Genomic DNA, 13,949 nt, shown 5'->3' on the forward strand with positions numbered 1-13,949 from the left:
GTACGAATTGACATTTTATATTCCTAACATAACAGAACAGTTTAGAATGGCGAGATTGTACGAAGTGTTTTGCTGAGCCACCCTTGGCGCGCCGAGTCAGCTGTTTCGCCTGCACCTACGTAAGTGATTTGCGCATCAGCAATGCGATTTGATAAAACAAGATTTGACGCCGAAATATCTTGAGGCCGGACAAGACCTGTCAAACGCACATATTCATCGCCATTGTTCAAGTTCAGCTTTTTCTGACCTTTGATTTCCATATTACCATTATCAAATACACGCATCACGGTCACAGACAAAAAGCCTGACAGCGAATTAGACTGCGCGGCAGAGCCAGAACCAGAAAAACTGCGGGCGGCACCACCAGTTAGTCCCGCATCTGAATATCCGCCAGTTAGAATATTTGGTAATGCTGTTGGTAAGGTAACACCAAAGCTATCAGTTTTGGCTGATGCAGCAGTTTGCGACTTGGTTGCCGAAAATGATTCACTTAGCGACACTGTCAAAATGTCTCCAACATTACGGGCACGGCGATCTGTTGCGAATAGGCCACCTTTGGTCTTTTCAAATATACCGCCAGTTGGTATTGCCACCATTTGCGTAAAATCGTTTGTTTCGTAGATTGGCTCAAACTCAACCGATGCCTGATTCTCGACATAGGTTGAACAACCACCTAGTCCAAGCATGAATAAAGCAACAAATAAAGAGCGAGCATTCAACATAACAGGTCCTCAAATATAACAGATCAATTACAGGTTATTGGAGATGAAGCGCAGCATTTCATCAACAGATGTAATCGACTTCGAGCTCACCTCATAGGCACGCTGTGTTTCAATCATGTTTACAAGTTCTTGCACCACATTAACGTTGGAAGCCTCAAGCGACCCCTGTACCAATTTACCAAAGCCTTGCTCTTGAGGGTTTGCAATGATGGCCGCGCCACTAGCAGCAGTTTCGATTGAGAAACTCTCACCGATTGGCTGCAAACCACGGCGGTTATTAAAGTCAGCAATGGTCATCTGGCCAACATTCTGAGGTTCAATTTCACCAGCTACAATCACACTGACAATACCGTCACCAGAGATGTTAATCTGGCTTGCATTTCCAGGGATCTGGATTTCAGGCTGCAAGACATAACCACTTGGCGTTGTCAGCGTACCTTCGGCGTTAGTTGAAAATGAACCATTTCGTGTATAGCCAATCTGGCCATCCGGAAGCAAAACCTGAAAGAAACCAGACCCCTCAATAGCCAGATCAAGAGAATTATCTGTTTGGATCATGCTTCCCTGGCTCATCATCTTTTGGGTGTTGACGATGCGCGCACCTGTTCCAACGGCAAAAGCTGATGTCAAATCAGTATCTGCGGATGTTTCCTCACCTGCTGAACGGCGAACTTGATAAAGGAGTGTTTCAAAATTTGCACGATCACGCTTGAAACCTGTTGTATTCACGTTAGCCAGGTTGTTGGCGATGACCTGCATTCTGGTTTGTTGGGCATTCAGGCCTGTTTTGGCCACATGCATTGAACTCGTTGACATTTACTTGCCTCCAGCAGATTAAAATACTCTGCTGTTATGTAAGCAAGACCCGTGCCAAACCGATGAAATTAGTTAGGCAACCGCATAAGAGATGACGTGCCTTCGTCAAGTTCCTGAGCAGTAGAGATCAATTTAATGTTTATTTCATACTGACGCTGATCTTCGATTGAATTGACCAGCTCTTCGGTAATATTGACGTTACTCAGTTCAACATTGTGCTGGATAACCCTAGGTTTTTGATCGATTTCAGGCACTTCGCCATTTGCCGCACGAATTTCCCCATCAGGAAATTTTTTAAGCTGAACATCAACTGCTGAGGTCATTGCCAGCTGCCCAATATTTACCCTTGTGCCAGCCTCAGCACCAACTGGCTCAATAATTATTTCACCGTTTTCAGAAAAGGTGATTGATCTATTAGCAGGCACTTGAATTGGATTCAGTTCAGCATCGAGAAGCTTTGCTTTTGATCCATTGACAAGAAACCCATCAGCACCAACACTTAGATCACCACGACGTGTCAAAGAAACGTCACCTTGACCTTTTACAACAAAATACCCTTCACCACGAATAGCAATGTCCATAGCTTCATTCGTCTGACTAAGCTGACCGGGAGCACTTTCGAAAATATTATTATTATCTTTCAGGGCAAATGCACGTGATTGAAATCCATTCATCACATTTAGAAATGCAGAGCCAGCAGATTTGGTACCTAGGTCTCGTCGATAGCCAGGCACACTGATGTTAGACATGTTTTGCGCGCGAACCGATCGGTTGTCATAAATATTATTGACCGTATTCATCGCGGTAAAAATAAACTTGTCCATGGCTATCTCCTAATTGATATCTTAGTTCAATAAGCAAGAGCCATGCCAAACCAGCCTTAGCCAGTTTGGCATTTAATGTAGCGCTATTTTATCCGAAGTTACATACGGATATTAATAATGGTCTGGGTCAGGCCAGTCGTTGTTTCGATCGCTTTCGCTGACGCCTGATAGTTTCTTTGAGCCGTAATCAAATTCACCAACTCTTCAGTAATATCGACATTCGAACGTTCGAGTGAACCTGACAGGATGTTACCAAATCCTTCAGCACCCGCCTCACCAACCTGTGGTGTACCTGAAACAGCGGTTTCAACATATGTCGCATTACCAATCTGTTTCAAACCATTCTGGTTGTTAAAGTTAGCCACAACGATCTTTCCAAGCGGATTGTTTTGACCGTTTGTATAGTTGGCGCGAATGGTACCCGAAGAGTCAATTTCCAAACCGTCAAGACGTCCCGATGTGAAACCATCCTGCTGCACAGAAAGCACTGAGAATGGTTGTGCAAACTGGGTTGAAGCTGCAAAATCTACATCCAAGGCGATAGAGAAACCTTCTTCCTGCTTTTCATAGTGCACATTATTCTTTGGACTCACCAACGCACCTGTTTTGTCAAAGGTCAACTCACCTTCGTCAATGTAAAGTGGATAATAGCCTTCTACCAAGTTTTCCGGAGGTGATTCGACAACCTTACCATCTGCACTTACGTAAAGAGCCACACCATTATCATTCGTTGCCTGGACCAGATTATAAATCTCTGGAACTGATCCAACACCTAGCGGCACATCATCAAGACCAAGCCGGGCAATACCCTTAACCTTGATCGTCGATGAGTCACCAGTTGTTCCAGTTGTGAATGAAAGATTGTTGTTTTCCAAATCATAGCTAACTGACACACCACCAATTGGGTCACCTGTAACAGGATCCGAAATTTGGTTGATCCGCTTTTCAAGTGCAGACGCCAGCGTTGAGCCAACATATGAACCAGCCGGCACCTCAATAATACCGCTAATACCATTAACAGAAATATTGAATACGTTTTCACCTGTTTGTGCAGATAGCTTGAAAACACTACTCAAATCTTCGTTCGCACTTGCACCGGATGCAACAGCAGCTGTTGCTTTAAGGCCTCTACCTTCGGTGAAGATAAAGTCTGTCTTTGTTGAGCCAACTCCAAGAAGTTGATTTTCGCCATTACCAATAATACGGGCATCCGCATCAGCGATGGTTTTAATAGCGCTACCATCAGTTGCACTAATCGTATAGCGACCAACCTGTATATTTGAACTCTTTTGAGTGGTTTCTACACCGATTGCGCCGTCACCAGCTATCGTTTCACCAGTTGAACCGCTGGAAAATTCAAAATTCTCTAGATCACTATTATAATTTACAGAGATGCCATAGCGTTTGTCGTTTGGCTGAACTTCTTCACCATCGGATATAAAGCTATCGCCAAAAAGAATCTCTCCACCCTTGATCGGAACAGTTGATGACGAACTTTGTGAAGGAATACCGAGGTTGTTAGAACCAGTGGCGTTTGATCCATAGATCGAATAGGAGCTAAAGTTACTATCAGTTCCACTGCCAAGCACGGTTCTATCAACTGTAAAATTCAGGCGCTGGTTAACAGCATCATAACCAACCTTGATGGCAGGGTTTTTCTCATCAACCCAGTCAATAGTTGAATTTTCAGCAGTTGTCGCAACAGCCATCGCATCAAGACCAAGAGCCGCCAGATCAGTTGCCGTACCTGTATTATCAAAAGCGGCAGACGAAGCCACAAAACCACCAAGGTCTGTTCTTTTACTACCAATTTCGCGAACAACCATGCGCTTACTTGAATAGTTTTCCTGTGAACCTTCATATACTGGATAGGATCCTTCGAAAAAGGCTTCGGTTGTCGTTGACTCATTAGCCAGAATATAAACCGAGACATCTGCCGCCGCGCCAGCAATCGTAAAATCATTTTCAGCAAGCGCGAGACCAGATGTGCTGACCTCAACATAGCCTCGACCCGTGGTATTGCCTGTTGTGGTGCTAGAGGCCACGGATACGATTTCAAATTCCCGACCATTCAGCGTTCCGGCATTTCCCTCAGTAGCAGGGAATTTGCCTGACAAACGAATGTTTGCACCCACAGTAAAGTTAGTAGCCTGCGCATCATCAATAAAGATTTTCATCTTATTTTGCGTTGCTGTATAGGAAATATATGATGTTGTTGCATCACCACTTGCTGCCACACGGGTATCATAGACATCCATTGATGGACGATTACCGAAGTAGGAATAGGCCATATATTGTGAGTCGACATTATCATCAGAGACCATTTTGCCAACTGACGCCGCTGTTGTAGTTGCGACCACACCATTACCTGCATATGTCAAGGTAAGAGCATCTGTGCCAGCAGAAACGGTGAAGCCAAGATCAGCATAATTTGAATGGCCTTGAACCGCTGATACAACTTCGGCAAGTGTTGGGGTTGTGGTAAAATCAACAGTCACTGCAGCTGATGCCTGGGTAGCTGTTGACGTTGTCGTAATCACAGCTGCACTTTTGTAAGTAAGCGAAACAGCGTCGGTACCAGCCGATGCCGTGAACAATAAGTTACCATAACCTGTTGCACCCTGGATGGCTGTTACGACCGCGGCGACATCAGCTGGTGCCGACGTGAAGGTATGTGAAATAGAATTTGTTCCGTCTGAAACGGTTAATTTTTGACCTGCCAAATTAGCAAGCCCCGTTGTAGTCAATCCTGTGATGGACTGAACTTCAGCAACCGATGCTGTGCCAGTTGTTGTTTTGCTGACGACAAGTGAGCTGGTTCCAAAATTAATCGTTCCACTTTCGCCAAGTGTTAGGCTCTTTCCAGCCAGATTAGCAAGGCCAGTGGCATCAAGACCGGCAACGCTCTGAACTTCAGTTGCAGATACTGTTCCTGTTGTGGTTTTCGTTACAGTTAATGTATCCGAAATATCGGCACTGCTTACTTGTAATGATGATCCAGTTGGGAACGTTGAATTTCCTTTAAGCACGGAAAAGTTGACACCATCCGGGCGCGCGATTGTTAGCACACCATTCGAGGCAGACACCTCATATTTGCTTGTCGTACCAGACACATCACTATCAATTGCCAAAGCGGCGGCAATTGTTGTCGCTGTATCCTGTGCCAGAACCAGTGTTCCTGAATTCAAAGTCACACTGCTCTCAAAAACACCATCACCATCCTCATCAGCGACAAGGTCAATGGTAAATTCTTCTGAGTTGGCATCATTTATTGTACCAGCAGTGATCGTCACGTCAGTACTTTTGCCTAGGCGATCAAGGGTAACGATATTATTATATTCATAGATTGTGTTAATCTTATTACTTGTAGAACGCGTGAACGACAGGTTCTCAACACCCAAAGGATTACCTGATTGTGTGCGGTTATATGAATTCAGTGCTTCATTGATTTTTACCTGTGTATGCGCAAGAAAATCTTCACGCGTGATATCAGGGGATGAACCATCAATATCAAAGTCGGTGATATTTTCTGATACAAAACTATCTGTACCCAACAGATCAACCTCGATGGCTGTATCCAAGCTACTTACCGCACCATCTGCATCGGTCCGCTTGAGATCAATTTTGATTTTGTCATCAAGGTTTTGAACAATTTGGAGCTTCCGGTCATCACCATAAGCGGCGTTAACCGAACGCTCAACTTCTGCAGCAAGCTGGGTCGCATTATAAGTACCAGGTCTGATATCAATACTGACAGGCTGGTCACTATCATCGACATTGATAAGCAGAAAATCTTTGCCCCAATAAACGTCACCACCAGCATTACCACCTTCACGTGTGGCTTTGAATTCCAGTGGGTCGGTTACAATCTCAACCAGCTTGTCACCCTCTTCACCAAAGTCGAAGGATGTCTGCTCACCTTTGATTGTTGCAGGAGATGAAGGAATCAGCTTCTGTAAATCATCAAGTTTGTAAAGCGGCGAACCCTTACCTTCCAGAAAGTAGTTGTCATCTGGAACGGTTGTTGTCTGGCGTCCAAACCTATCTATGAATACCTGATTACCCGCTTCATCAACTGAACTTACAAGATCAGGATCAATGATCTGGTCGTTAATGACCAGACGCGTATCGTATTTATTTGTTGGGTCATCAGCAGATGCCGATTGTGTCTTGATGAAATAGACAGTCGCAATTGTTGGGTTACCCAAATCATCAAAAATCGTAATTGATGTTGAATTTGTGAAGGTGCTGGCATCATCAGGATTAAATGTATAACCATCAGCAAATTGGGCTTGATCGGTGACAACTTCTGAAGACGCTGGAACGTTCACACCAAGATTAATGTTACTTGTGGCCTGTGGATCACCAGATGTAACAGGAAGTTGCAAAGGCACTGCACTTTGAAGATCTTTAGCCGTTACCGATCCGTCATTGTTAACTGGGTATGTCAGAAGATACTGACCTGCCGAGTCAACAACATAACGATCATTATCGACGTTCAATGAACCGTTACGCGTATAAACTGTCTGGGCTGACGTCAAAGATGGTTTCAGAGCAAAGAAACCCTGACCAGAAATCGCCAAATCGAGCGCGTTCAAAGACGATGCAATGTTACCCTGCGTAAACTGCTGTTTTACCCCTTTCAGGATTGCACCAGAACCAAGCGATGAGGATGAGTTCTGCAACGGTGAGGTCGCAAAGATATCGCCAAATTCAACACGGCTTCGCTTAAAGCCTGTTGTGCCAACGTTCGCAATGTTGTTGGAAGTTGCGGAAATATCTGCCGAAGATCCATTCAGTCCAGTCAAAGCTGTATAAAACGACATTAGTTAGTCTCCTGTAATGCAATATATTATTCAAAATTTCAGTTTATTAGGGTTACTAGTCTGTGCGTCCTTAACGGAAACGTGCCACGTCAGCCGCACGCACTTCGCCATAGTCACGAACATCAAGCATCACCCCTGTGGTCGCGTCACCAGTAGAGGCAGAGAGAACGTCAGCAAAAATGCTTGGGGTCAGTGTTTCCATGCCATTACCAAAATCGACATGAGCTTCGATACGAACTGGATCCCCGCTGTTTAGAATATCTTCAGGAATATCTTCCCAAGAAAACCCAACAAGGCCAGATGCTTGCGGCCCAAGATCCTTTTTATGCAACAAGGCTCCAGCTTGATCCGTAAAGGCAAGGCTGGTAACGCCAGATGCAGATGGAAGATCCAGCATCCCGTGAATTTCACCATTATTATCTGGACGGGCATAATTACCTGGAATCATAACTGAATTGCCAAGCATGTTTGATGCCGTAGCAATTCTAAATTCCGCCAGGGTTTCAGCCAATCCATTTAGCGTCTGATTCATGTCAGTGATGCCTGTTACAGTCGAGAACTGCGCCATCTGGGCAATCATGTCTGTATTTTCCATTGGTGCAAACGGGTCCTGATTTTGCAGCTGTGTAGTCATCAGCGTCAAAAACTCTTCCTGACCCAGCTGATCATTATTAGCTGGAGCTTCATCATCAGCAGATTTCACACCAAGCTTATCCAGAATTGAATTCAGCGAGTTCTGGGAAGATGTATCAATAGTGCTCATTTATTCGGTCTCCGTTTCTATTTGCCCATGTTGATTGTGCGCATCATCAGAGCGCGTAAGGTGGTAACGACTTCAATATTATTCTGGTACTGGCGGCTAGCCTCCAGCATTTCTACAAACTCTTCTTCGACATTCACCGCAGCGCTATAGACAAAGCCTTTTGCGTCAGATTTTGGATGATCTGGCATATAAATACGCTCAGGCTTACGACTAAGCTTTGTTACACCAACCACTTGCGTGGTTGACATGCCGCTATCATTAACATTGTCTGCAAAGCGCGTTTCGAAAACTGGCTTCATCGAGCGATAGGCTTCATCCTCGCTACTTGCCAGGTTTCCAGCATTAGCAAGGTTACTGGCGATCGTGTTGAGGCGCACCATTTGTGCGGCCATCGCCCGACCAGAAATATCAAAAACGTTTTTAATATCGGCCATTACTCGCCCCTTATCGCCGACATCAAGCCGGTTATGCGGTTGTTAAGAAAAGTGAGTGATGTTTGATAACGCATAACGTTTTCAGAAAATTCCATCTGTTCAACATTCAGTTCGACTGTATTTCCATCCAATGATGGATTTAATGGTTGACGATAAAGAACCTGATCTGGCCGACCATTCACCGCAGTTCTGATGTGACGTGCGTCAGAGCCATCCATAGTTCCATAGCCAGCAACACGACTGATTTCGTCTTCAAAATTAATATCACGTGCTTTGAAATTTGGAGTTGCAGCGTTGGCAATGTTCGACGCAAGAATATCGTTACGTTTAGAGCGCAAAGACAATGCTGCCGAATGCACTTGCAAATAATCGCCAATTCCTTTCATTGTCTTACCTCTATATAGTTAACATTGATGGTTATAGATCTCAGCTTTTCCACCCTTTTCAGGGTTTAAAAAACATCAACATAAACCGTCGATTGGTCTGGAATTTGCAATAAGGATGCCAAATACAACGGCAAGGATAAAAAAATGGCTAGAACGACATTATCGAATAGTGCAGGTCCCGGCTCTTCAACGCCATTGGCACCTCAGACTATAAAAGTTCGCGATGCTGTAATCGCCAAGTGTGATGACCAGTCACTTGATGAGATGAATGAGTTTGTTAAAGGGCTGCTTGATCGCGAAACAGATGAACTGAAACGTCTTGGTATTCTGGCGGCGCGCGTTTACATTCTGCGCCAGCGGATTATGGCACTAATGGAGTCCGGCGCCTTAAAAAGTAACGATAAACAACTTGATTTTATCGATCCTGCACCCGCAGTAGCAGATGATAATCTTGATGATTTTTCTGATCTTGATAGTGATGTTAAAGACACGAACTGGATGCGTGTCCGCATTATTGAGAATTGTGAAGTTAATGGGGTTCGGTTCCCAAGCGGGGTTGTCATTGACGTTCATGCTGACGATGCCGCCAAATTAATTGAATTTGAGAAAGCCGAATTACAAGCAACCGATGTGAATGATAAACCGCTTCCAGAAATGATTGCCTCGGCCGCTGACTTATCAGACATTCCTGACGACCTGATTGATATTTCTGATGAATTAACAGACATAAGTGAAGACATGCTTAAAGAGTCAGATGACACGCTGGACGCGACTGATGGTCTGCCGGACGCGTCGGATGATATGATGGATATATCTGGTGAACTGGATGGGGAAGCTGAAAACCCTTTAGATACACCAACAGATGACATTATTGCTGAAAATGACATCATGCCTGAGGACATACCTAATGAAATCGATTTAACAGCACCCCTTTTTGAAGATAATAATGATGAAAATGAAGTTAGCCCATCTGATGATATAGCAGATAACGAGGCGATTGCCGCGGCTGTTGCGGACAAAATGCCAAAGGCTAGCGCCTCTTCACCCGATGGAGAACCTGTCGAAACCACCGAAGAAGATCTCCTCGCCGGCTTACAAGAGCTCACCGATCTAGACGAGATTGAAGCAGGGTCAGATGACAGCAAAAAAGATAGCTGATAATAGTGACGTATAGATTGAAATATTTTGTATATGGCGTTTTTGGATTTGGACTGATAATAGGGTTAACCAGTTGCAAAGGCATGTCTCGATTTGAACAGGAAACCTTTTCATGCGGTTTAAACGCAACAGGTATTATTGAGATCATTGTAAGGTCTATTGAACGTGGCGAGGATGCGATCCTGACAACTGTGGACGGTGAAACTAGAATGCCCATCACGCAAAGCACTGACAATTTGATTGCAATATCTGACGGGCAAACAAACATCGTAATTGACCGTCACACTAAGATGTTAGAAGTCACCATCGCAGACAAAGTATATTAACTTGAATGCAAAAGCAGCATTTTCAAGATGTAGCCTTGTTAACTTTTATCTATTTTCCGTGAAACCGAACAATCGCATCAACATCACCTGCAGATAGCTTAGTTGCTTTCATTATCGCGTCTGCAGACGCACCTTTACGCGCCATTTCAATCGCTTTAGATGTGCCAACCTCACCCCGGACATCGTCAGTCAAACGCAATATATCCTCGCGCATGGAATCAAATGTTGCCCCATGCTCGGTGATCATATCACCCAATTTTGAAACATGCCCAGCAAGGCGCGACATGGTTTGGTTTTGAACTTCTAATTGTTGCGCTTGGTTTTGGAGCGCCTCGTCAAGTTTTTCTGACAGCAGCCTCTGTTCAGCCTGAACCGCGAGGCTTCGCCATACAACGACACCAAGTATGATTGCAACAGTCAGTAAAACAATGCCAGCAGGGCTCATAACAAAAGATAAAAACGTATTCAGACTGTGCATAGCAACGCCTTTTCTTTTTGCCAGCTATCAATACTGGCTTCCAATGCTAAATCGATTTATCAAGTGATTTGCGAATATATTTTCCTAAATCATCTGACCATACGAGCCTAGCTCGCGTTTTAGCTTCCAGTAGATTTATCTTATCCAAGATTGCTGAAAGTTGCACCTTATCATCGGCACTAAATGTTCCACCTACTTGGGATGATTCAATTTCAGGCCAGACATCTTGAACCTGTTTTTCAATTTCTGCCAGCATAGCACGAAGATTAGCGGCATCGTCCAGACGCACCAAAGCACTGTCAAGCGAGCGCTCGACAGTGTCAATAAGGGTCTGCGTTTTGGATGTGCGAATATCTGTCACCTAAATAACCAGTATTTAGGTTTTCAAATCCCTGTATGCATCCATTAGCGCATCAGAAATCAAATCAAGGTTAATTGGGTACTCACCGTTAGCAATCGCACTTTTGATGCGGTTAACCGCCTCAGCATTAACTGGTGGCTTTTCAGCCAGTTGTGCAATAGCCTGGGGTGAAGCCGCACCGCTCATCGTTACAGTATCGCGTGCGACTGGTGCTACGTTGGACGCACCTGTTGCAACTGCTTTGCTGTCAAAATCACGATCGCGGGTTCTTTGAACCTCGACTCGATTGACCATATTTTTTATGGCATCAACCATTAAAATAGCCTCCTAAAGATCATTAACGACTAGAACTCACTGAATGTTAGCCCCTGTTGCAATTTTTTTTGAATTAATTATCTGGCCATGAACAATTTTATCGCTATTCGCATTCTTGACCTTAATCCACTCACCAAATTGTCCATTTTCTAGGGCATATCCTAGCATACTGACAGCCACGGCACCAGCGCGATTCACCAATGTTACTTCTTGGTCTTTTTCGACCATCCAATATGGATGAAGCTGGCGGGCAAAGACTGGTTTCCTTGCAGAAATTGAAGTCTTTAAACGGCGTCCAACCACATCATCATGATCAAAAAATACACCAACAACTTCACGCATCGACACATCAATAAACGCAACATCTTCAGGTGTGATTATATCGCCACGCGTCATGCTACGGGTCAGGCTTACAACACGAGCCGTTTCCATTTGTTTGTTAGGTTTGGTGACTATGTTTCTTGATGTTCGAATGGTGGCTTTAACACTGGTTTTAGGTTTAGAAATACTGGTGTCTGGAGTCGCTGTTTTAATTTTTGTTCTTACGGCAACGCGCCACCCCGTTGCGTGTTCGCATTCCACGCGTACAGTTTGAAAATTACCAAACATCGGGTTTACAGTCAGATCGCCATCACACTTTCGAAACAAGCGATCAGGATTTAAACTTGGCGTGGCTTCTACACCTTTGACTGACAAAAACTGGGTGACAATTTCATTAATATATTCACCAGTAATAATTACACTGTCAGCGACCTTGCTGTCAGCCTTATCATCATTCAAAACTGAGGGCGGCACTGTTTTATTGGTACTTACAGCAGCCGCTGAACCTGCATTGACAATGCCCACAAACAGCCCAGCAACAACAGGCACCGCTAATTTGCTAATGCACAGCAAATTATCCACCAATGAAATAGATCTGATCACTTTGTGAACTCCCCCCGCCACTGGTTGCCTTTGACTTGTTCTTGCCCAAGATCATATCTTGAATTTCATTCAATGACGGCAGATGCAATGTTTTATCAGCATAAAGAAAATTTGGATTACCTCTTACAAAGGCTTTGGCATTAGCAGCAACAATAGCCATTTCGATGAATTTCAAATTCAGTCCGCTATTGGCATAATGCTTGTTAATGACATGGCTTAGCGTTTCATTTTGCGCGACCTTGTGTTTAGTTGTGTAATTTGGATCAATGACGAACGGATTATTGCTATCCACATTGCCAGACGCTGACTGATTTGGATATTCAAGGACAACAAGCGGTTGAGACTGGGCAAATGCACCTATTGAAACTGTTAAACCAGTTAGCAAGGTTATTGTTAAAATAGTACGTATAATCATTGCGTTAACTCCATAAATTCAACCTTTGCGCCCTGTAACATATTTTTATCACGCGCGGGGTTCAAGGGCTCTAGGACGACCGATCGTGCATCCGCTTTTGAAACACGCAAAATAGTCCAGAGGGTATCAGTACCGCTGGTCACAGCTAGTGAATTTTGGCCTACACCATGTTTTTTGCCAAGAGGCACAGTTAAAACACCATCAGCTAATGTTAGCGTGCTGACAAGAGGGCGGCAGGTGAGTTGTTGCGACAGGTCATTGATGAAGCGAGGCATCATGCCGAAAATATGGGCAGTGACGTCTTTACGCTTGCCGCGGGACAGCACATTGAACGTACGCGACGGCGATATATCGCTGAGCTTGATCGTCTGTGTTACGCTGTGATCAAGGACTGGCGCGTAGGACACCCCATCAGCAACATGCATGGTGACGGTCACATCAAGCACCATTTCATCGCGCAGAAACTTGCCTATTTTTCGGGCATTGAACGAAATTTCGGGGATAAAAGCAAAATCACCTGTAGCAACCCGCACCCGCCCCTGGGTCAGCGAGGTATAGTCAAACGCATCATTGGTCCGCGCCAGCGCCGCCGCATCAAGCGTGGTGGTAATCGCCCCCCGCGTCTTCAGATTGGGATGACGCTCCATCTGCATCAGCATCTCGGATACACTGGTTCTGGCAATCGGTGCCAGCCATGCAGGCACCGTTGGCCCGACATAAATAGATGGGGCAAATACGGTCACATTGTGGTGCCGCGGCGTCACACATTCAACTTTCGGCAGTTCGCCAACAGCCGCCCGCACGCTAACCATATAATGCTGATCATCAACAATCTCATTGGTGATGGTATAATCAAGAATGCGGCTCGATGGACGCACAATAAAATGATCGGTCAAGGTGGTATCCGCTGACACCGCCGAAAAGCCGTTCACCTCGGCACCGCCCTGTAAAGCCACCTGATAAAGTGCATCTTCAAGCGCAATCATACGGGCTTCATCCTGTGCCGCATCATCCATGATGACAGCGCGGCCTGTGGCCTCGGCAAAACGGAAACCGTCAGCCCCAATCGCCGCTGACATGAATAGACCACATAGCAAAACGAACCAAACCGGCAGTACTGCAATAATCAGTACACACCAGTTTGGCAGGGAGAACGGGATAATGGAAACACCATCTTTTTTCATTGTTCTGCTTTACACCC

General features: G+C 44.8%; 15 protein-coding genes. 2 read left to right on the forward strand and 13 right to left on the reverse strand.

Annotated elements, in window-relative coordinates:
* Positions 1 to 41 precede the first annotated feature (41 nt).
* From SAR116_RS04330 to flgB, 7 genes are all read right to left on the reverse strand, one after another.
* The gene (locus SAR116_RS04330) at positions 42 to 722 is read right to left on the reverse strand and encodes a flagellar basal body L-ring protein FlgH (protein WP_013045718.1); all 681 of its coding nucleotides are present in this window, start codon (positions 720 to 722) and stop codon (positions 42 to 44) included.
* Positions 723 to 749: 27 nt separating this feature from the next.
* A complete protein-coding gene (flgG, locus tag SAR116_RS04335) occupies positions 750 to 1,538 on the reverse strand; it encodes a flagellar basal-body rod protein FlgG (protein WP_013045719.1) in 789 nt (262 codons plus the stop codon).
* A gap of 68 nt (positions 1,539 to 1,606) precedes the next feature.
* The gene (locus tag SAR116_RS04340) at positions 1,607 to 2,362 is read right to left on the reverse strand and encodes a flagellar basal-body rod protein FlgF (protein WP_013045720.1); all 756 of its coding nucleotides are present in this window, start codon (positions 2,360 to 2,362) and stop codon (positions 1,607 to 1,609) included.
* A 98-nt stretch (positions 2,363 to 2,460) separates the two neighbouring features.
* Complete coding sequence (locus SAR116_RS04345; RefSeq protein WP_013045721.1) at positions 2,461 to 7,188, reverse strand: flagellar hook-basal body complex protein; 4,728 nt, start codon at positions 7,186 to 7,188, stop codon at positions 2,461 to 2,463.
* A gap of 70 nt (positions 7,189 to 7,258) precedes the next feature.
* Positions 7,259 to 7,951: a flagellar hook assembly protein FlgD gene (locus SAR116_RS04350; protein ID WP_013045722.1), complete on the reverse strand. Its 693-nt coding sequence runs from the start codon at positions 7,949 to 7,951 to the stop codon at positions 7,259 to 7,261.
* Positions 7,952 to 7,968: 17 nt separating this feature from the next.
* The gene (gene flgC / locus SAR116_RS04355) at positions 7,969 to 8,385 is read right to left on the reverse strand and encodes a flagellar basal body rod protein FlgC (RefSeq protein ID WP_013045723.1); all 417 of its coding nucleotides are present in this window, start codon (positions 8,383 to 8,385) and stop codon (positions 7,969 to 7,971) included.
* A complete protein-coding gene (flgB, locus tag SAR116_RS04360; protein WP_013045724.1) occupies positions 8,385 to 8,771 on the reverse strand; it encodes a flagellar basal body rod protein FlgB in 387 nt (128 codons plus the stop codon). Before flgB ends, flgC begins: the two co-directional genes overlap by 1 nt.
* 144 nt (positions 8,772 to 8,915) lie before the next feature.
* Between flgB and SAR116_RS04365 the strand changes: the two genes are divergently transcribed.
* Together SAR116_RS04365 and SAR116_RS04370 are read left to right on the forward strand one after the other, a co-directional pair.
* Entirely contained in the window at positions 8,916 to 9,929 is a 1,014-nt protein-coding gene (locus SAR116_RS04365) for a hypothetical protein (protein WP_013045725.1), read from the forward strand.
* Positions 9,930 to 10,012: 83 nt separating this feature from the next.
* The gene (locus tag SAR116_RS04370; RefSeq protein ID WP_041860759.1) at positions 10,013 to 10,255 is read left to right on the forward strand and encodes a hypothetical protein; all 243 of its coding nucleotides are present in this window, start codon (positions 10,013 to 10,015) and stop codon (positions 10,253 to 10,255) included.
* A 49-nt stretch (positions 10,256 to 10,304) separates the two neighbouring features.
* Here the strand turns inward: SAR116_RS04370 and SAR116_RS04375 are convergent, their stop codons facing one another.
* The 6 genes from SAR116_RS04375 to SAR116_RS04400 are packed head-to-tail and all read right to left on the reverse strand — an operon-like array spanning position 10,305 to position 13,932.
* The gene (locus tag SAR116_RS04375) at positions 10,305 to 10,733 is read right to left on the reverse strand and encodes a hypothetical protein (RefSeq protein WP_013045727.1); all 429 of its coding nucleotides are present in this window, start codon (positions 10,731 to 10,733) and stop codon (positions 10,305 to 10,307) included.
* 46 nt (positions 10,734 to 10,779) lie between these two features.
* Positions 10,780 to 11,094 carry a hypothetical protein gene (locus tag SAR116_RS04380; protein WP_013045728.1) on the reverse strand — a complete coding sequence of 105 codons (315 nt, stop codon included), beginning with the start codon at positions 11,092 to 11,094 and terminating at the stop codon, positions 10,780 to 10,782.
* A gap of 15 nt (positions 11,095 to 11,109) precedes the next feature.
* Complete coding sequence (gene flgM / locus SAR116_RS04385; protein WP_013045729.1) at positions 11,110 to 11,409, reverse strand: flagellar biosynthesis anti-sigma factor FlgM; 300 nt, start codon at positions 11,407 to 11,409, stop codon at positions 11,110 to 11,112.
* 36 nt (positions 11,410 to 11,445) lie between these two features.
* Positions 11,446 to 12,333 carry a flagellar basal body P-ring formation chaperone FlgA gene (gene flgA / locus SAR116_RS13200; protein WP_013045730.1) on the reverse strand — a complete coding sequence of 296 codons (888 nt, stop codon included), beginning with the start codon at positions 12,331 to 12,333 and terminating at the stop codon, positions 11,446 to 11,448.
* Positions 12,305 to 12,748, reverse strand: coding sequence for a type IV pilus assembly protein FimV (locus tag SAR116_RS04395; protein ID WP_013045731.1), 444 nt, complete (start codon positions 12,746 to 12,748; stop codon positions 12,305 to 12,307). Before SAR116_RS04395 ends, flgA begins: the two co-directional genes overlap by 29 nt.
* Entirely contained in the window at positions 12,745 to 13,932 is a 1,188-nt protein-coding gene (locus SAR116_RS04400) for a flagellar assembly protein T N-terminal domain-containing protein (RefSeq protein ID WP_013045732.1), read from the reverse strand. The genes SAR116_RS04395 and SAR116_RS04400 overlap by 4 nt, the downstream gene beginning before the upstream one ends.
* Positions 13,933 to 13,949: the final 17 nt, after the last annotated feature.

This window comes from Candidatus Puniceispirillum marinum IMCC1322, from assembly GCF_000024465.1.
GTDB classification, from domain to species: domain Bacteria; phylum Pseudomonadota; class Alphaproteobacteria; order Puniceispirillales; family Puniceispirillaceae; genus Puniceispirillum; species Puniceispirillum marinum.

Coding starts and splice junctions, on each gene's coding strand:
- SAR116_RS04330 (WP_013045718.1), bottom strand. CDS start 722: ATGTTGAATGCTCGCTCTTTATTTGTTGCTTTATTCATGCTTGGACTA.
- flgG (WP_013045719.1), bottom strand. CDS start 1,538: ATGTCAACGAGTTCAATGCATGTGGCCAAAACAGGCCTGAATGCCCAA.
- SAR116_RS04340 (WP_013045720.1), bottom strand. CDS start 2,362: ATGGACAAGTTTATTTTTACCGCGATGAATACGGTCAATAATATTTAT.
- SAR116_RS04345 (WP_013045721.1), bottom strand. CDS start 7,188: ATGTCGTTTTATACAGCTTTGACTGGACTGAATGGATCTTCGGCAGAT.
- SAR116_RS04350 (WP_013045722.1), bottom strand. CDS start 7,951: ATGAGCACTATTGATACATCTTCCCAGAACTCGCTGAATTCAATTCTG.
- flgC (WP_013045723.1), bottom strand. CDS start 8,385: ATGGCCGATATTAAAAACGTTTTTGATATTTCTGGTCGGGCGATGGCC.
- flgB (WP_013045724.1), bottom strand. CDS start 8,771: ATGAAAGGAATTGGCGATTATTTGCAAGTGCATTCGGCAGCATTGTCT.
- SAR116_RS04365 (WP_013045725.1), top strand. CDS start 8,916: ATGGCTAGAACGACATTATCGAATAGTGCAGGTCCCGGCTCTTCAACG.
- SAR116_RS04370 (WP_041860759.1), top strand. CDS start 10,013: ATGTCTCGATTTGAACAGGAAACCTTTTCATGCGGTTTAAACGCAACA.
- SAR116_RS04375 (WP_013045727.1), bottom strand. CDS start 10,733: ATGCACAGTCTGAATACGTTTTTATCTTTTGTTATGAGCCCTGCTGGC.
- flgM (WP_013045729.1), bottom strand. CDS start 11,409: ATGGTTGATGCCATAAAAAATATGGTCAATCGAGTCGAGGTTCAAAGA.
- SAR116_RS04395 (WP_013045731.1), bottom strand. CDS start 12,748: ATGATTATACGTACTATTTTAACAATAACCTTGCTAACTGGTTTAACA.
- SAR116_RS04400 (WP_013045732.1), bottom strand. CDS start 13,932: ATGAAAAAAGATGGTGTTTCCATTATCCCGTTCTCCCTGCCAAACTGG.